At 63.3% G+C, this 16,336-nt stretch carries 17 protein-coding genes; 12 read left to right on the top strand and 5 right to left on the bottom strand.

The annotated features are described in order from the left end of the window. Window positions 1–7 precede the first annotated feature (7 nt). Window positions 8–196 carry a hypothetical protein gene (locus tag ABHM97_RS11375; RefSeq protein ID WP_235521300.1) on the bottom strand — a complete coding sequence of 63 codons (189 nt, stop codon included), beginning with the start codon at window positions 194–196 and terminating at the stop codon, window positions 8–10. Between the two features lie 123 nt (window positions 197–319). On the opposite strand from ABHM97_RS11375, the gene ABHM97_RS11370 reads away from it, so the two are divergent. The 5 genes from ABHM97_RS11370 to ABHM97_RS11350 all read left to right on the top strand — a co-directional run bounded on the left by ABHM97_RS11370 (window position 320) and on the right by ABHM97_RS11350 (window position 5,015). Beyond that, the gene (locus ABHM97_RS11370; protein ID WP_349470734.1) at window positions 320–1,366 is read left to right on the top strand and encodes a saccharopine dehydrogenase family protein; all 1,047 of its coding nucleotides are present in this window, start codon (window positions 320–322) and stop codon (window positions 1,364–1,366) included. Beyond that, the gene (locus tag ABHM97_RS11365; RefSeq protein ID WP_349470733.1) at window positions 1,363–1,974 is read left to right on the top strand and encodes a TetR/AcrR family transcriptional regulator; all 612 of its coding nucleotides are present in this window, start codon (window positions 1,363–1,365) and stop codon (window positions 1,972–1,974) included. Before ABHM97_RS11370 ends, ABHM97_RS11365 begins: the two co-directional genes overlap by 4 nt. 60 nt (window positions 1,975–2,034) lie before the next feature. Next, a complete protein-coding gene (locus ABHM97_RS11360) occupies window positions 2,035–3,375 on the top strand; it encodes an HNH endonuclease (protein ID WP_349470732.1) in 1,341 nt (446 codons plus the stop codon). Window positions 3,376–3,630: 255 nt separating this feature from the next. Continuing rightward, window positions 3,631–4,185, top strand: a complete 555-nt coding sequence (locus tag ABHM97_RS11355; protein ID WP_235521296.1) for an RNA polymerase sigma factor — start codon at window positions 3,631–3,633, stop codon at window positions 4,183–4,185. Next, entirely contained in the window at window positions 4,182–5,015 is an 834-nt protein-coding gene (locus ABHM97_RS11350) for a hypothetical protein (protein ID WP_235521419.1), read from the top strand. The genes ABHM97_RS11355 and ABHM97_RS11350 overlap by 4 nt, the downstream gene beginning before the upstream one ends. Window positions 5,016–5,057: 42 nt before the next feature. Here ABHM97_RS11350 and ABHM97_RS11345 read toward each other — a convergent pair whose 3' ends face one another. Genes ABHM97_RS11345 through acs form a run of 4 tightly spaced genes read right to left on the bottom strand, consistent with a single transcriptional unit; the run spans window position 5,058 to window position 10,163 of the window. Next, window positions 5,058–5,552 (bottom strand): CoA-binding protein, encoded by a 495-nt coding sequence (locus ABHM97_RS11345; protein ID WP_235521295.1) that lies wholly within the window; start codon window positions 5,550–5,552, stop codon window positions 5,058–5,060. Continuing rightward, the gene (locus ABHM97_RS11340) at window positions 5,549–6,871 is read right to left on the bottom strand and encodes an O-acetylhomoserine aminocarboxypropyltransferase/cysteine synthase family protein (protein ID WP_349470731.1); all 1,323 of its coding nucleotides are present in this window, start codon (window positions 6,869–6,871) and stop codon (window positions 5,549–5,551) included. Before ABHM97_RS11340 ends, ABHM97_RS11345 begins: the two co-directional genes overlap by 4 nt. Then, the gene (gene sfnG / locus ABHM97_RS11335) at window positions 6,871–8,061 is read right to left on the bottom strand and encodes a dimethylsulfone monooxygenase SfnG (protein WP_235521292.1); all 1,191 of its coding nucleotides are present in this window, start codon (window positions 8,059–8,061) and stop codon (window positions 6,871–6,873) included. The genes ABHM97_RS11340 and sfnG overlap by 1 nt, the downstream gene beginning before the upstream one ends. Then, a complete protein-coding gene (gene acs / locus ABHM97_RS11330; protein ID WP_349470730.1) occupies window positions 8,058–10,163 on the bottom strand; it encodes an acetate--CoA ligase in 2,106 nt (701 codons plus the stop codon). Before acs ends, sfnG begins: the two co-directional genes overlap by 4 nt. Window positions 10,164–10,386: 223 nt before the next feature. Here acs and ABHM97_RS11325 point away from each other — a divergent pair, with 223 nt between their 5' ends. From ABHM97_RS11325 to ABHM97_RS11295, 7 genes are all read left to right on the top strand, one after another. Then, the gene (locus ABHM97_RS11325) at window positions 10,387–10,812 is read left to right on the top strand and encodes a CoA-binding protein (protein WP_235521288.1); all 426 of its coding nucleotides are present in this window, start codon (window positions 10,387–10,389) and stop codon (window positions 10,810–10,812) included. 96 nt (window positions 10,813–10,908) lie between these two features. Then, window positions 10,909–11,727 (top strand): polysaccharide deacetylase family protein, encoded by an 819-nt coding sequence (locus tag ABHM97_RS11320; protein WP_349470729.1) that lies wholly within the window; start codon window positions 10,909–10,911, stop codon window positions 11,725–11,727. A gap of 73 nt (window positions 11,728–11,800) precedes the next feature. After that, complete coding sequence (locus tag ABHM97_RS11315) at window positions 11,801–12,211, top strand: MmcQ/YjbR family DNA-binding protein (RefSeq protein ID WP_235521282.1); 411 nt, start codon at window positions 11,801–11,803, stop codon at window positions 12,209–12,211. Window positions 12,212–12,307: 96 nt separating this feature from the next. After that, the gene (locus ABHM97_RS11310) at window positions 12,308–12,766 is read left to right on the top strand and encodes a hypothetical protein (protein ID WP_349470728.1); all 459 of its coding nucleotides are present in this window, start codon (window positions 12,308–12,310) and stop codon (window positions 12,764–12,766) included. Window positions 12,767–12,940: 174 nt separating this feature from the next. Beyond that, window positions 12,941–14,350 (top strand): N-acetylglucosamine/diacetylchitobiose ABC transporter substrate-binding protein, encoded by a 1,410-nt coding sequence (ngcE, locus tag ABHM97_RS11305; RefSeq protein WP_235521278.1) that lies wholly within the window; start codon window positions 12,941–12,943, stop codon window positions 14,348–14,350. Between the two features lie 5 nt (window positions 14,351–14,355). Beyond that, window positions 14,356–15,372 carry a carbohydrate ABC transporter permease gene (locus tag ABHM97_RS11300; protein WP_235521276.1) on the top strand — a complete coding sequence of 339 codons (1,017 nt, stop codon included), beginning with the start codon at window positions 14,356–14,358 and terminating at the stop codon, window positions 15,370–15,372. Continuing rightward, a complete protein-coding gene (locus tag ABHM97_RS11295; RefSeq protein WP_235521274.1) occupies window positions 15,372–16,265 on the top strand; it encodes a carbohydrate ABC transporter permease in 894 nt (297 codons plus the stop codon). The genes ABHM97_RS11300 and ABHM97_RS11295 overlap by 1 nt, the downstream gene beginning before the upstream one ends. Window positions 16,266–16,336: the final 71 nt, after the last annotated feature.

Here is a 16,336-nt window from a genome sequence, read left to right as displayed (position 1 = left end):
AGGAGCGTCAGAAGGTGGGGTCCGGGTTCGGGTGCGGCGGCACGGGGCCTGGATCGGGAGTGGGCGTCGGGCCCGGTGTGGGATTGGGATCCGGGATGGGGCTTGGGGGGAACGGGGTGGTGGGATCCGGCGGTGGCGGCACGGGCCCGGGATCCGGGGGAAACGGTTCGGGCTCGTGGATCGGAGGAAGTGTCATGACTCTCCTTTGCCTACTCAGGGGTATTGCTCCGGCAGATAAGTGCAGCCTACTCCGGCCCGGCCATGGGCTACAGGCCCACCCCAACGGGATTTCTAGGTCAAATGACCTATAATAATTTTCATGAATGATCTCCTTGAACTTGATACCGCCGGTCCAGTGCTGATCGTGGGCGGATACGGCACCGTCGGCACAGCGCTGACCCGGCTTGCCCCGAAAGAATGGCCCCTGCTCCTCACCGGCAGAAACCCGGCCCGTGGCAGCCACTTGGCCAGCGGGAATGTGACGGTCAGGAAGTGGGACCTCAACCACCCCGAACCCTTCGCGGCCAAGGTCAGGGCTGTGATCAGCACCGTAAATGACCCCGACGACAGGGTCCTTCGCGCCGCCGCCATTTCCGGAATTCCCTACGTGGATGTCACGCGTTGGACCAGCCGGGTCACCAGGGCAGTCACTCGGGCAACCCTTCTCCATCCGACGGCTCCCGTATTGCTGAGCTCCGGATGGATGGGCGGAGTCACCAACATCGTCGCCGCAGCCTTGGCGCGAGAGGCCGGCGGTGCGGACCAGATTGATATCGCCATCCGCTACGACATCAACGACCAAGCCGGAGTCGACTCCGTGGACTTCATGGACCGGCTGGGACTGGACTTCGAAGTACGCAAACGCGGCCAGGCCGCCGTCGTCAGCCCGTTGACGGATGCGCGCTGGGTGGAGATCGCCGGGCACCGCACCAAAGTGGCGCGGCTGGACACCCCTGAGCAGTTCACCCTGCCGCTGACCATCGGCGCGGGCTCGGTGGCTACCAGGATCGGGTTCAGTTCTAACGCATCGACGACGGCGTTGCTCGCCGCCCGTGCGGTGGGACTGTTCCGCTGGGGGAGCGGTGAGCGGTGGACGCCGCTGCGTCGATCCTTGCTGTATTCGCCCGGTGCAGGCGGAACCGCGCACATCCGGGTGGATGTGGAGGGCCCGAATGGAGCGAGGACTGCTGTCATTTCCGATCCCCAAGGACTAGCGCACCTCACGGCGCTGGGCGGCTTGCTCGGGTTGCAGACGGTGCTTGCAGAGGGCGCCCGACCGGGTGTTTCCTTCCCCGAATCCGCGCCTGATCCGCTCTCTCGCCTCGCGGAAATGGAAGCACACAGTGTGACAATATTGAGGTCATGACCGAAAGCAAGGGCGCCCTGAGGAAAGCGGCGCTGCTGGACGCTGCTGAAGAAGTCCTGGTCACCAAGGGCAACGCCAACGCTGCGATGCGGGACTTTGCCGCTGCCGCCGGCGTACGGATCGGGCACCTGCAGCACTACTTTCCCACCCGGGCCGACCTCATTCGGGCTGTCCTTGAGAGAACACTTGAACGGTCGCTGCACCGGCTGACGGAAGTCGCTGGGCTGGATCTCGATCCCGGGGCAGGTGGTGGACTGACCCGGGACGATTCCGACCGTCTTTTAACGGCCCTGATCCACGAGCATTCGCGTTTGGCAGACGTCAAGATGCACCTCGAGATCTGGGCCCTCGCCGCTTCGGACGAGCAGGCAGCCGCTGCCCTCAGGGCCTTCTACGAGCAGTATTCGGGGCACGTCCAGGGTGTGGTGCGGCGAGGCAGGCCAAGCCTCCCGGAGGCAGAGGTGGAGGGGGTTGCCTCGGCCATCATCAGCCTTTTCGAGGGTGCTGCGGTCACACGCTCGGACATCGCGGGTCTTCGGACGGAGTCCGGTGATCAAGCCATCATTCGCGCGGCGCAGTGGATGATCCACGAACAGGGAACTTCCTGACCAACGTCGTGCCCAGCCTGGTGGCTCTATTTTGTCGGTGCCTGCTGGGAGAGTGTTGTCATGGAGCAGGTACGGGAACAGCAAGCAGGTGGGGTAGCTATAGCTGCGCCGGTGCCTGCTGCTTCCGCAGTGCTTGCGGCAGGCCTTGACCGTGGGCCAGAGGGCACGGTCAGTGGTGATCTGATCCAGCAGTTGCGGGTGCTGGAGGATATGAAGTCGGCCATCTCGAGTTTGCAGGCCAAGATCGCCGTGGCGTTTGACCTGGCCCAGCGGCAGGAGCAGGCAGAGAAAGGTATCCCGGCTTCGGAGCGGGGCAAGGGTATTGGGGCGCAGGTGGCGTTGGCCCGGCGGGAGTCACCAAACAAAGGCTCCCGGCTGCTGGGCCTGGCCAAGGCTCTGGTCACGGAGATGCCGCACACCATGGCCGCGCTGGAGTCAGGTCAGTTGAACGAGTGGAGGGCAACTCTGCTGGTCAAGGAAACGGCGTGCTTGTCCGTGGAGGACCGGGGCGCGGTGGATGCCGAACTCGCCCCCGACACCGGGACCTTCGACGGTGCAGGAGACAAAGCCATCACCGCCGCCGTCAAAGCCGCGGCGTACCGGCGTGATCCCCGAACGGTCACCGAACGCGCAGCGCACGCCGCCTCAGAACGGTATGTCAGCCTCCGCCCGGCGCCGGACACCATGACCTACCTGACCGCCTTGCTGCCCGTCGCCCAAGGAGTCGCAGTCTTCGGGGCACTCACGCGCGCCGCCGGCACAGCCCGGTCCGCCGGTGATACCCGGTCCAAGGGCCAGGTCATGGCCGACACCCTGGTGGAGCGGATCACCGGCACCGCGGCCGGGTACACGGGCATCGACCTGCAACTTGTCATGACCGACCGGACCCTCCTGGCGGGCGACCCGGAACCGGCACGGCTGAACGGCTACGGGATCGTCCCCGCCGGCTGGGCCAGGGAACTGCTCAGCAACAGGCAAGACGGCGAAGGGCCCGGGGCCTACTACCAGGACTTCAACGTCTGGGTCCGCAGGCTCTACACCGCCCCGCGAACCGGTGAACTACTCGCCACCGACTCACGGGCACGCTTCTTCCCACCCGGAATACGACGCTTCATCGAAACACGCGACAACACCTGCCGCACCCCCTACTGCGACGCACCCATCCGACACCTGGACCACATCGTCCCGTGGCACTCAGACGGTCCCACCACCGTTTACAACGGGGCCGGGCTCTGCGAAGCCTGCAACCACACCAAAGAAATCCCCGGCTGGACGTCCACACCCGAAGCAGGAAACCGGCACACGCTCAAAATCACCACACCCACAGGCCACAGCTACCAATCACAAGCACCACCACTGCCCGGATACCGGCCTGGCAAACCCCCTCAGAAAATTCCTTAAAAAAGATTCGTACCCCGCGTAACCCTTTGGCGTCCCCTGACGATTACGTCATTGAAAGGGCCGAGCTGGAATTTGTCCCCCATCATGTTCCAGCTCGGCTCTTCTTTGCCCGGGGGAGTTTTCCTCAGGCGAGCGGGTCTTCCCTACGGATGGTCCGGATGAGCAGTTACCCTTGGTGGGGTTGTCCGTCGAGCTTTGGCGGAAGACCTGGCTCCACAACCACGGACCTGCCGCCGATCGAAAGTCCCAAATCCTGTGACCGACGCATTGACCGACGAAGCGCTTCACGCACTCAAGGACAATAACGCGGAACTGTTCAGCGCCATCTACCAGGCCTATGCGGGCCAGGTGCTCGGTTACCTGACAGCCAAAGGCGTGCCCGATCCTGAGGCAGTCACGCAGGATGTGTTCCTGGCGGTCCTGCCTCGGCTGGACGATGTGAGCGGAGGCGTCAACGGCCTGCGGACTTTCATCTTCTCGGTCGCCCACGCACGCATGGTGGACGAGCACCGGAAGAAACTCCGGGCGCCCGATCATCACGAGTTCGAGCCCGAGCGGGATACCCGCGAATCGAATTCCGCAGAGGCGGAAGCCTTGGACCGGCTGGCACCATATGAGGTCATGGCGCTGTTGGACCATCTTGGCGAGGACCAACGGGAAGTCCTGACCTTGCGCATCGTGGCAGGCCTGACGGTGGAACAGGTGGCCGACATCATGGGGAAATCCGCCGGGGCAGTGAAACAGCTGCAACGACGGGCACTGATTACCCTCCGTGAGCACTCGGCAGTAAAGGAATACGTGGCCCCATGACATACAGGGATACAGAGCGCGAAGCCATCGTGGACGGGCTCATGCTCGACGCGGAGCTTGCTGACGCGCCGGATGTCCGGCAGGCGCTCCTTTCATTGGGTTCATTCGCCAACGTGCCCGCTCCTGCTCCTGGCACCGAGCTCGCCGCGATGCTGGCCGGTCCGCACGACGAACTCTCCAAGCGCCGTTGGCGCCACAAGCACCGCACCGCCGTCGTCAGTGTTGCTGTGGTGGCGGCGATGGGACTGGGCGTCAGCGGCGTAGCCGCCGCCAGTTCGGGCTTCACCCGCAGCCCGTCCTTTGACGGACTCCTGGGCAACTTTGCGCCGCGCTGGTCAGCGTCCACGCCTGTGCTGCCCGCCCCGGATGCGCCCAAGATCAGCACCGAGCCAGCGCCCGCGGTGGATCCTGCGGCGCTCCCGCCCGCGACACCTGCACCCTCGATCCCCGTACCAGCGCCGGCTGAGCCAGCCGCGCCAAGCACGCCAGCGCAGGACGCGGCCAACGCGCCAGCGCCGGCCCCCGGCCCCGAAGGTCAGCCTCCCCATGTCCCTGGTGCGGATGAGGCCAAGTCCGGCTTCGCGAAAGGCCAGCAGGAAAAGCCGGCCCCGGGTAGCCCGGGCCAGGACCAACTGCAACGTCCCGCTGCGCCCAAGCCCGATATGTCCAAGGCTGAGGCGGACAAACCGGGCAAGCAGACGCCCGGCAAACCCGGGAACAAGGGCCAAGCACTGCCGTCCTACCCCAGGCAGTGGTCCGGGGAGCAGGTCAACGAGATCACGGACAAATTGAAGCAGTGGAAGAAGCACGGCGGCAGCTGGACCCGCTAGTGCCGGGTGCCTTGGGGACGACCTGCTGCGGCGGGGTGCCGCTTAGGCGAGGACCTGGCGCTTGGAGGAGATCACGCCGGTGTCGAAGCCGGCCAGGTGGAGTCCACCGTGGAATCGGGCGTGCTCGATCTTCACGCAGCGGTCCATGACCACGTTGAGGCCCGCCGCCTCAGCATCGCGGGCCACCTGTTCGTGCCAGGAACCCAGCTGGAGCCACAGGGTTTTGGCGCCGGCCGCGACAGCTTCGTCCAGGACCCCGGGGAGGTCGTCGTGTTTACGGAAAACGTCGACGATGTCCGGGGACTCGGGAAGATCGGCCAGCGACGCGTACGTCGGCTGGCCCAGGATCTCCTTGACCACGGGGTTCACGAAGTACACCTTGTAGCGCGTGGACGACTGCAGGTAGGTGGCCACGAAGTAGCTGGCGCGGGACGGCTTGTCCGAGGCGCCGACGATCGCGATGGATTTGGCCTGGCGCAGGAGCGACAGGCGCTCGGGAGCGGAAGGGCCCTGCCAGGTTCGTTCCGTGGTGCTCATGCTTTCGCTCCTACTACTGATGGGACTTCGACAGCTGCTTGCGCCTCGGCGAGCGCCTGGTCAAGGTCCCAGAGGATGTCATCCAGGTCCTCCAAACCCACGGAAATCCGGACCAGGTCTTCCGGTACGCCCGCGGATTCCAGTTGTGCTGCGCTGAGCTGCTGGTGCGTGGTGGAGCCCGGGTGTATGACGAGCGTCCGTGAATCGCCCACATTGGCCAGATGGGATGCCAGCTGAAGCGATTCGATGAATTTCTGGCCGGCTGCCCGTCCACCGGCAACACCGAAGGAGAACACGGAGCCTGGGCCCTTGGGCAAGTATTTCTGTGCTCGTTCGAAGTGCGGGTGCGATGGCAGGCCGGAGTAGTTCACGTAGGCAACCCGCGGATCGGCGTCCAGCCATTCCGCGACGGCCTGCGCGTTCTTCAAGTGCTCGTCCAGGCGCTGGGGGAGTGTCTCCACACCCTGCAGGAGCTGGAAGGCGGAGAGCGGGGAGAGCGCCGGACCAATGTCGCGGAGGTGCTCGCAACGCAGCTTGGTCAGGAAGCCGTATTCGCCGAAGTTGCCCCACCAGGAGACGTTTCCGTAGGACGGCACGGGCTCGGTCATCATGGGGAACTTGCCGTTGCCCCAGTTGAAGCGCCCACTTTCCACGATGACGCCGCCAAGGGTGGTGCCGTGTCCGCCGATGAACTTGGTGGCGGAGTGGATCACGATGTCGGCGCCGTGCTCGATCGGACGCACGAGGTAAGGCGTGCTCAAGGTGGCATCAACCACCAAGGGGATACCGGCGTCGTGCGCTACCTTGGCCAGCCCGGCAAGGTCCTGGACTTCCGACGACGGGTTGGCCACTACCTCGACGAAGAGCGCCTTGGTGTTTTCCTGGATGGCCGCGGCGTAGTCCGCAGGGTCGGTTCCCGGCACGAACGTGGTGTCCACACCGAAGCGGCGCAACGATACGTCCAGCTGGGTGACCGTACCGCCGTAAAGCTGGGATGCGGCCACGATGTGGTCGCCGGACTGGGTCAGCGCGGCGAACGTGATGAACTCGGCAGCCATGCCCGACGACGTCGCAACAGCGCCGATGCCACCCTCGAGGGAAGCGATGCGCTCTTCAAAAGCGGCCACGGTGGGGTTGCCGATGCGTGAGTAGATGTTGCCGTACTTCTGCAGCGCGAACAGGTTGGCGGCGTCGTCGGTGTCCTTGAACACGAAGGACGTGGTCTGGAAGATCGGCACCGCCCGGGCGCCGTGCTCGGCGTCGGGGGTGCCGCCGGCGTGAAGCGCGCGGGTGCGGAAACCGAAAGTGCGGTCAGCCATCAGACTGCCACCGACTCGGCGACGGGTGTGGAGGAAAGGTCCAGCTCAGTGCCGTTCCTGCGGGCAAGGTCGGCCTCGAGTTCGCGGACGATCGGCAGGATGTCCTGGCCGAAGGCCGCGATTTCTTCCTGGAAGTGCAGGTAGCCGGTGAGGAACAGGTTCACGCCGATCTTCTTGTACTCCACGATCCGCTCAGCGATCTGCTCCGGAGTGCCGATCAGCTGCGTTTTGAAGCCATCGTTGTACTGGACCAGGTCCTCGAAGGTGGAATCGGCCCACATGCCCTTGCCGTCCTTCGTGGAGGCGCCCGCTTCCTGCACGGCGTCGCGGAAACCCTGAACTGCGGGCTTGTGTGCTTTCTCTACGATTTCGCGGAGGGTGTCGCGGGCTTCCTTCTCTGAATCCCGGGCGATCACGAAGCCGTTGAGGCCGAACCGCGGCGCAGCAAGGGCGCCTTCGGTGCCGCGCTTCGTTTCGCCTGCCGCCGCAACGACGCCGGCGATGTTTTCCTTGAAGCCCTCAAGGTCCTTGCCATTGGAGAAGTACCAATCGGCCACCCGGCCGGCGGTGGCCTGGGCCGCCGTCGAATTTCCGCCGAAGAAGATTTCCGGGTGCGCCCGGCCGGGAACCGCAACCGGGGCGGGGTTCAGGGTGAAGTCGGTGATGTTGTAGTACTTGCCGTCTTGGCTATAGCCCTGCTCAGTCCACAGGCCGCGGAGGACGTTGATGAATTCCTCGGTGCGAACGTAGCGTTCGTCGTGCTCCAGCCATTCGAGGCCGAAGTTGGTGAACTCGCTCTTGAGCCAGCCGGAGACGATATTGACGGCGGCACGTCCGTTGGAGATGTGGTCGGCGGTGATGATGTACTTCGCCAGGACGCCGGGGTGCCACATCCCCGGGTGGACGGCGGCGATGACCTTGAGTCGTTCGGTGGCTGCAAGGAGGGCCAGGCTGAAGGATGTTGCCTCGTGCTGCTTGTCGGCCCCGTAAGACGCGGCGTAACGGGTCTGGGTCAGCGCATATTCGAAGCCGGAGTTCTCCGCGATCCGGGCGAGCTTCTTGTTGTAGTCAAAGTCCCAGCCGGTGCGCTGCTCGATGGTGGAGACCACCAGGCCGCCGGAAACGTTGGGCACCCAGTAGGCGAACTTGAGCGGCTCGGAGAGTCGTGCGACGTTGCTGATCTCGGTCATGAATTTTCCTTCACTAGTGCCCGCTCGCGCAGGACGTCCTGGATTCCGGCGATTGCCGGCTCGTTTTGGAGTGAGGTGGTATCGCCCAAGGCGGTCCCCTCAAAGAGTTGGGTCAACAGCCGGCGCATGATCTTGCCGCTGCGGGTCTTGGGTACGTCCGCCACCACGACGACGTCGCGCGGCTTGGCGATCGGGCCGATCTCCTTGGCAACGTGGTTGCGCAGGTTGTGGGCGACTTCCGCTTCACGCTCACCGGAGCCGCTGCGAAGTACGACGAACGCGACCACCGCGTGCCCGGTGGTGGGATCGGGCACCGGACAGACCCCGGCTTCCACCACATCAGGATGCGACACCAACGCGGACTCGATCTCGATGGTGGACAGCAGGTGTCCGGAGACGTTGAGGGTGTCGTCCACGCGCCCAAGGATCCAGATGTCGCCGTCGGAATCGTATTTGGCGCCGTCCCCGGCAAGGAACCAACCCTGTTCCGCGTACTGGCTCCAATAGGAGTCGAAGTACCGCCGAGGGTTTCCCCACACGGTCCTGGCGATGGCGGGGCCGGGACGGTCCACGACGATAAAGCCTTGCTCGCCGGGCCCCGTGCGTCGACCGGCCTCATCCACCACGCGTGTGCTCACACCGGGAAGGGCGCGGGCCGCGCAGCCCGGTTTGAAGGACGTGTCCGTGGGCGAAGGGGACATGATGGTGGCGCCGGTCTCGGACTGCCACCAGGTATCCACCATGGGCGCAGTGCCACCGCCGATGTTGTGGCGAAGCCAGCGCCAGGCCTCGGGATTGACGGCCTCGCCCACGGTTCCCAGCACCCGGATCGAGGAGAAATCGTAGCTGTCCGGCACGCCGTCCGGGAACCAGCCCATGAGGGAGCGGACCAGCGTGGGTGCCGTGTAGTACTGGGTGACCTTGTAGCGTTCGATGATCTCGAAGTGCCGGCCGGGGTGCGGGGTGTTGGGCGTGCCCTCGAAGATCACCTGGGTGGCTCCGTTGGACAGCGGACCGTAGATCTCGTAGGTGTGGGCGGTGACCCAGGCAAGGTCCGCCGTGCACCAGTGGACGTCCTGGTCCCGCAGCGCAGGATCGGGGTTGCTGAACAGGTACTCGAAACTCCACGATGCCTGCGTCAGGTAGCCCCCGGACGTGTGGACCAGTCCCTTCGGCTTTCCGGTGGTTCCGGAGGTGTACATGATGAAGAGCGGAGTCTCGGCGTCGAAGGCCTTGGGCTCGTGGACCTCGGAGGCAGTATCAACGACGTCGTGCCACCAGACGTCCCGGCCCTCCTTCATGGTTACGGTGCCCAGATCCTCAGCAGGTGTGGTCCGGTTGATGACGAGCACGTGCTCAATGGCGTTATCACCGGAGACTGCGGCGTCGGCGTTGTCCTTGACCGGCACTGCAACCCCGCGGCGGAACTGGCCATCGGTGGTGACCAGGAGTTTCGCCTGGGTGTCCTCTACCCGGAACCGCAATGCCTCGGCAGAGAACCCGCCAAACACCAGTGAATGGACTGCCCCGATGCGCGCCACGGCCAGGGTGATGATCACGGTTTCGGGGATCACCGGGAGGTAGATGACTACACGATCGCCTTTGGTGATTCCCAGCGAAATCAGTGCGTTCGCGGCCTTGGACACCTCGCGTTGCAACTCTGCGTAGGTGATGGCGCGGCGGTCACCGGGTTCGCCCTCGAAGTAAAGGGCAACCCTGTCACCTTTTCCGGCGAGCACGTGCCGGTCCACGCAGTTGTACGCAACGTTCAGCTTGCCGCCGTCGAACCATCTGATCTCCGGCCCGCGGCTGGCTTCAACGTCAACCGGAGTCCAGGTGTGGGCCGTGTGCCACGGGGCTGCCCAGTGCAGGCGGCGCGCCTGCTCTTCCCAGAATCCGACGGCTGACCCGTTCCCGTCAAAACTGCCGTCAAAACTGCTGTGACGCGCCCGCTCGCCGGTATCGGCGCCGTGCACTGCGCCGCCCGTTGGCTCGCTCGAGGACCATCCCGAAGAGCCGTGAAGTGAGCCGGGCGCGTCAAGCAGCCCTGCTTCAGGGGCCGTCGCGCCTGAAGTGGTGTGTGTGGGTACGTCAAAAGTCATGGATGCTCCTTGCCCGGAATTGCAGGCGCAGTGCTAAGGGTGCGAAGAAAGGATGGTCGCCCTCATCCGCGGGGATGGTCACTCTTCACTTAAGCCGATGGTCCATTTGGCTCAAAACCCGGGGGTATTGGTGCGTAATATTCGACTGAGGCAACCCGGGATGGACAGAAAATGCAGATTATTCGGCCAGCTGCCCGATTGTGCGCAGGAGTAGGCTTAGGTCATGATGCACGTCAACGATCCCGCCGTCGTGGAGCGGTTGATGCGAACAAAAGGCACGTGGGCCATTGTGGGCTTGAGTAGCAATGAGTGGCGCTCCGCCTACGATGTTTCGCTGTACGTCCGGGACACGATGGGCATGGAGATCATCCCCATCAACCTCAAGGGCGAGGACGTGCACGGGGAAAAGGGGTACAAAACCTTGGCTGACATTCCGCCCGCCAAACACCCCATCGACGTCGTGGATTGCTTCGTCAACTCCCAACGCGTGGGGGCCGTGATTGACCAGGCGATTGCGATCGGTGCAAAGGCTGTCTGGCTGCAACTTGGCGTCTTTGACGACCAAGCAACGCAGCGTGCCAGGGACGCAGGACTGGACGTCGTGGTGAACTCCTGCCCGGCGCGTGAAGGTTGGCATTACGGTCTGTGATCCCGGGACGGGTTCCTCTGCTAGATTGCTGCTGACTCATCTCTTTAGCCCCGGGGGACAGCCATGACTGGCGACCACTCTGCAATGCCCTTTTCCATGCCCAGCAGGAGGGTTCTCCTCGGTCTCGTGGGCGCTTCGGTCGCGGCCGGCCTCACCGCGTGCACTCCCGGTGAGGGCGCGGAAAGCACGACGACGGCGCTGACGCCGGATGCCGCCGTCGGGTCGCCCGAGGTTCCGGCTGCTCCAGGCGCACCAACAGCAACACCGACCGCGACGAAGCGAATCCGGCGGAGTTTCATCCCGGACTACCAATTGCCCCCGATTGTCGGCGGGCTCGCGCCGGTGATCACCAAGATCCCCACCAAGCATCCGATCGTGTTCCTGACCATCGATGACGGGAACATCAAGACCCCGGAATCCGTGACGCTCATGGCGGAGTACGACTACCCGGCCTCACTGTTCCTCACCAAAAACACCATTGCCGACAACCCGGCGTTCTTCAATGCCTTCAAGGCCCAGGGCAGCCTGGTGGAGAACCACACGGTGACACACAACATCAACATGGTGCGGCAGTGGGGCTATCAGCAGCAGCTGGACGATATCGTGGGGATGCAGGAGTACGCGGTCCAACAGTATGGCCGCAAGCCCACGCTGTTCCGGCCACCCGGTGGAGCCTATTCAAACGCGTTGCGGCAGGCCGTGGCGGCTGCGGGCCTGAAAGCGGTGGTCACGTGGGAGGCAAAGGCAAACGCCGGAAAGATGGACTACCAGGTGGGGGACTCGCTGCGTCCCGGCGACATTGTCCTGATGCATTTCCGGGCCGAGTTTGCAGCGGACCTCGCGGCATTCCGGGCCGCCCAGCTGGCGGCAGGGCTGGAAGTGGTGTTGTTGGAGGATTTCCTGGGCGTCGCGTAGGGCGCCCGTAGGGCGTCGCATAAGCGTCGCAAGAGGGCTCGCTCCGGAGCCGTCCCGCCAGTAGGCTCACTCCATGGATGTTTCCCGTTTGCGCGAGATTTGCCTGGGCTTCCCTGGCGCTTTCGAAGACTTTCCGTTTGGCCCCGAGGCGTCCGTCTTCAAGGTCAGGTCAGCTGTTGCCGGCGGGGCGCGGCACGAGGCCAAGATGTTTGCCCTGTCCTACATGGACCCGGACAACTGGTCGGTCAGCCTCAAATGTGAACCGGCGCTGGCCGAACAGCTCAGGGCGGCCCATCCGGAAATCACTGGTGCCTGGCACATGAACAAGACCCATTGGAATGGTGTTCGGCTGGACGGCGCCCTCCCGGACGACATGGTCCGGGACATGGTGGAGGACTCCTACGACCTGGTGGTAGCCACCCTCAGCCGCAAGCAACAGGAACAGCTGGGGTGGGCCAGGCTGGCCGCTCCGCGCGGGAAGTAACACCCTCATAACAGCCCTCCCCATGCTGCTGACATGGGGATAGATTGATACTGCATACCTTGAGACCACAGCCATGGGCTGGTCAGGAGCAGTTTGATGCTGGATCAGAAGACGCTTGACCACTTGTGGAACTTTGGCGATCCGGCGGCTTCCGAAGCCAGGTTCCGTGCCGCCATGGTTGGGGAAATGTACGACGCCGATGAGCGGGCTGAGCTTGCCACCCAGCTTGGGCGGGCCATCGGGTTGCAGGGTCGTTTCGAGGAAGCTGACGCGCTCCACATGCTCTCCATCGCCGACTCCGGCAACGCCGAGGTCTGGATGCGGAGCGGCTTGGAATATGCGTCCTCCGCCCGCGATGAGCGAACCAAGCGCTGGATGATTGCTTTGCACGCGGGCTTGGGGTCGTTTCTGCGCGGTAAAAACCGTCTCACGGAGGCCATGGTGGAGTTCCAATTGGCCGAACAATGGGCGGAAAGACTGGGAACTGAGCGGCAGGGGGCGCTCGCCCGGGAGGCGATCACGGAGTGCGGAAAGGCGCTCGCGGAGGGTCCGTAGAAAGATCACGCTTTGACAAATGTTGATCGAAACTGCCGCGAAATATTGATTTTCGATCATTCGTGGTGAATTATGTCACAGAAGGTTGGTGCTGCCAGAGCGCCAACCCAGACTGTCTGACTGAACGGTTCCTGCCGCAACAGTCGACACTACGAGTCACTGGAGGGTTTAGAAATGAACGTTCAGCACCAGTCCGTTGGTCGCCGTGGATTCCTGCGCGGAGCACTCGCCGCAGCTGTCCTCGTTCCTATGGGGGGAACCATTGCTTCATGTGCTGCGGGCGGCGGTGGAACAACCGCAGGTCCCACAGGAACTGTCTCCGACACCAACCCGTTCGGCATGGCTGACAAGGCCACCCTGGACGCCGTGATCTTCAAGGGCGGCTACGGCATCGACTACGTCGAGTTCGCGGGCAAGCTCTTCGAAAAGAACCACTCGGGTTCCACGGCCAAGATTGCCCCGTCCACTGACATCGCCCAGGAGCTGCAGCCGCGCTTCGTTGGTGGCAACCCGCCGGACCTGATCGACAACTCCGGCGCCAAGGCCATCGGCTTCAGCACCATCCTCGGCCAGCTCGAGGACCTCACCCCCCTTGTTGAGGCCAAGAACCTCGAAGGCAAGGTCATCAAGGACACCCTGTACACCGGCGTACTGGCTCCAGGCACCTTCGACGGCAAGCTTGCCGCCTTGAACTACGTGCTCACCGTCTACGCAGTGTGGTATTCGGATTCCCTCCTCAAGGAAAACGGTTGGACCGTTCCCAAGACCTGGGATGAGATGTACGCCCTCGGCGAGCAAGCCAAGGCCAAGGGCAAGTACCTGTTTGTCTGGGGCAAGGAAGCCGCCACGTACTACCAGGAACTGGCCATCGCGTCCGCCATCAAGGAAGGCGGCGACGAGGTGCGCCTCGCCTTGGAGAACCTCAAGGCCGATTGCTGGTCGCACCCGGCCATCCAGTCCGTCTTCACTGCGCTGGACAAGATCGTCAAGGCCGGCTTCTTCAAACCGGGCGGTTCGGGCACCCAGTTCACTGCCGCCCAGGCACAATGGAGCAACGCGCAGGAAGCCGTGTTCTACCCCTCGGGTTCGTGGATCGAAAACGAAATGAAGGACCAGACCAAGGCCGGCTTCAACATGATGGGCACTCCCGCTCCGTCCGTGACTGCCAGCCCCAAGATGCCGCAGACTGCACTTCACAGCGCTGCAGGCGAACCGTTCATTGTCCCCTCGCAGGGCAAGAACGCTGCCGGCGGCAAGGAACTGCTCCGCATCATGCTCTCCAAGGAGGCAGCCACCAACTTCGCCAAGACCAAGTTGGCCCCGACCATCGTCAAGGACACTGTTCCGGCCGATGGCTTCGGTTCCACCGCCCTGGTTTCGCAAACGAAGATGCTCAGTGATGCCGGTGAACACATCTACACCTGGAACTTCATTGACCTGTACGGCACCAACAAGGACCAGCTGGTTGTCTGGAACACCTTCCTGGATGGCAAGTCCGACGTCGCGACGCTGACTTCCGCACTCCAGAACATCACCGACAAGGTCCGTAACGACAGCTCGGTCAAGAAGATCGAAGTGAAGTGACTTCAGTGAAAACTCAGCAGAGCCGGAACGGCGACGGCCTGGCCGCCGTCGTTCCGGCGACCGCCCCACCGCAGGTGATCAAGCGGCGGCGGAAGCCGTTGACGTGGGACAAGGTCAGTTTCTTTGCGGTATTCCTCGGACTGCCGCTGGCGATCTACCTGTTGTTCGTGATTTGGCCCTTTATCCAGGCTTTTGGCTATTCATTGACTGACTGGTCGGGCTTCTCGCCCAACCAGAACTTCATCGGCCTTGAGAACTACGCCAAGATCTTCACTGACGACATCTTCATGAAGGCCATGGGGAACAACATCCTCCTGGTCATCTTCCTCCCGATCATCACCATCATCCTGAGCCTGGTACTTGCGTCCCTGGTGACGGTTGGCGGCAGCAGCAAGGGCCAGATCAAGGGCCTGCGCAACTCCAGCTTCTACCGTGTGGTCTCGTTCTTCCCGTACACCATCCCCGCCATCGCGATCGGCATCATGTGGGGGCAGATCTACGATCCCTCGGGAGGGCTCCTTAACGGCATCCTCACCGGAGTGGGCCTGGACCAGTTCAAGGACTTCGCCTGGCTGGGCGACAAGAACACCGCGATGATTGCCACCATGTTCGTGATCGTCTGGGGCTTCGTGGGCTTCTACATGGTGCTGTTCGTGGCCGGCATCAAGGGCATCCCCGCCGAGCTTTTCGAAGCCGCGAGGATCGATGGCGCCGGTCGCTTCCGCACCGCTGTGTCCATCACCATCCCGCTGATCCGCGACAACATCCAGACGGCCTACATCTACATGGGCATCCTTGCATTGGATGCCTTCGTCTACATGGCCGCGCTGAATTCCGGCGGTGGTCCGGACAACTCAACGCTGGTCATGGCACAGCAACTGTTCTTCACCGCATTCAGCAAGGGGCAGTTCGGACTCGCAAGCGCCATGGGCGTTGTGCTTGCCATCGCGACCCTGATCTTCTCCGGCCTGGTCTTCGCGGTCAACAAGCTCACCGGCGGCGATAAGGATGTGAGCCTGTAATGAGTACCAAAGTTTCGACACCGGAGATGAAGTCGCTGCACTTCCAGCCGCGGACACCGGCCACCTCGACGGGCGACAAAGTGGTGGGAGCCGTTTCGCACACGGCGTTGACCATTTGGACGCTCATCGTCATCCTGCCCCTCCTGTGGACCTTCATGTCCTCCTTCAAGACATCCAGCGAGATCTTCGCATCACCGTTCTCCTTGCCGGCCGAATGGAAGCTGGACAACTACGTCAAAGCCTGGAGTGAAGCCGGGATCGGCAGTGCGTTCCTGAACTCGGTGATCGTTGTGGCCGTGGCTTTGGTGATCGTGATGGTTCTGGGCGCCATGTGTGCCTACGTCCTCGCCCGCTACACCTTCCCGGGCAGCAGGGCCATCTACTACCTGATGCTTGCCGGCCTGACCTTCCCGATCTTCCTGGCCATGGTCCCGTTGTTCTTCGTCCTGAAGAACATGGGCTTGCTGAACACCCTGCCCGGGCTGATCCTGGTCTACGTGGGCTTCGCGCTTCCGTTCACCGTGTTCTTCCTGTTCTCCTTCTTCAAGTCGCTGCCCCACGAAATCACCGAGGCCGCAGCCCTTGATGGAGCAGGGGAGTGGCGGACGTTCTTCCAGGTCATGTTGCCGATGGCCAAGCCGGGCCTCGCCTCGGTTGCCATCTTCAACTTCCTGGGCCTGTGGAACCAGTTCCTCATCCCGGTGTCCATCAACGCTGCCGGTCCGCGTGTCCTCTCCCAGGAACTCGCGGCCTTCGCCGGCCAGATGGGCTACGCGGTGGACTACGGTGCGCTGTTCGCGGCCGTAAGCGTCACAGTCATTCCGGTGCTCATTGTCTACGTGATCTTCCAGCGCCAGCTGCAGGGTTCCGTATCGCAGGGCACCTCCAAGTAGTACAACCAAGCCAAAAACAGCGTTCGACGGCGGTCCCCACGGGTGGGGGCCGCCGTCGGGCGTTAACTCTG

This window comes from Paenarthrobacter sp. CAP02 (assembly GCF_040137855.1).
In the GTDB taxonomy this organism is placed as follows: domain Bacteria; phylum Actinomycetota; class Actinomycetes; order Actinomycetales; family Micrococcaceae; genus Arthrobacter.
The sequence above is the reverse complement of the archived record's forward strand: the minus strand, read 5'-3'. Positions and strand labels throughout refer to the sequence as shown.

Excerpts from the sequence above, each read along its gene's own strand:
- ABHM97_RS11365 (WP_349470733.1), top strand. The coding sequence starts at position 1,363 with ATGACCGAAAGCAAGGGCGCCCTGAGGAAAGCGGCGCTGCTGGACGCT.
- ABHM97_RS11375 (WP_235521300.1), bottom strand. The coding sequence starts at position 196 with ATGACACTTCCTCCGATCCACGAGCCCGAACCGTTTCCCCCGGATCCC.
- ABHM97_RS11345 (WP_235521295.1), bottom strand. The coding sequence starts at position 5,552 with ATGAGCACCACGGAACGAACCTGGCAGGGCCCTTCCGCTCCCGAGCGC.
- ABHM97_RS11295 (WP_235521274.1), top strand. The coding sequence starts at position 15,372 with ATGAGTACCAAAGTTTCGACACCGGAGATGAAGTCGCTGCACTTCCAG.
- ngcE (WP_235521278.1), top strand. The coding sequence starts at position 12,941 with ATGAACGTTCAGCACCAGTCCGTTGGTCGCCGTGGATTCCTGCGCGGA.
- ABHM97_RS11325 (WP_235521288.1), top strand. The coding sequence starts at position 10,387 with ATGATGCACGTCAACGATCCCGCCGTCGTGGAGCGGTTGATGCGAACA.
- ABHM97_RS11350 (WP_235521419.1), top strand. The coding sequence starts at position 4,182 with ATGACATACAGGGATACAGAGCGCGAAGCCATCGTGGACGGGCTCATG.
- sfnG (WP_235521292.1), bottom strand. The coding sequence starts at position 8,061 with ATGACCGAGATCAGCAACGTCGCACGACTCTCCGAGCCGCTCAAGTTC.
- ABHM97_RS11310 (WP_349470728.1), top strand. The coding sequence starts at position 12,308 with ATGCTGGATCAGAAGACGCTTGACCACTTGTGGAACTTTGGCGATCCG.
- ABHM97_RS11315 (WP_235521282.1), top strand. The coding sequence starts at position 11,801 with ATGGATGTTTCCCGTTTGCGCGAGATTTGCCTGGGCTTCCCTGGCGCT.
- ABHM97_RS11370 (WP_349470734.1), top strand. The coding sequence starts at position 320 with ATGAATGATCTCCTTGAACTTGATACCGCCGGTCCAGTGCTGATCGTG.
- acs (WP_349470730.1), bottom strand. The coding sequence starts at position 10,163 with ATGACTTTTGACGTACCCACACACACCACTTCAGGCGCGACGGCCCCT.
- ABHM97_RS11320 (WP_349470729.1), top strand. The coding sequence starts at position 10,909 with ATGCCCAGCAGGAGGGTTCTCCTCGGTCTCGTGGGCGCTTCGGTCGCG.
- ABHM97_RS11340 (WP_349470731.1), bottom strand. The coding sequence starts at position 6,871 with ATGGCTGACCGCACTTTCGGTTTCCGCACCCGCGCGCTTCACGCCGGC.
- ABHM97_RS11360 (WP_349470732.1), top strand. The coding sequence starts at position 2,035 with ATGGAGCAGGTACGGGAACAGCAAGCAGGTGGGGTAGCTATAGCTGCG.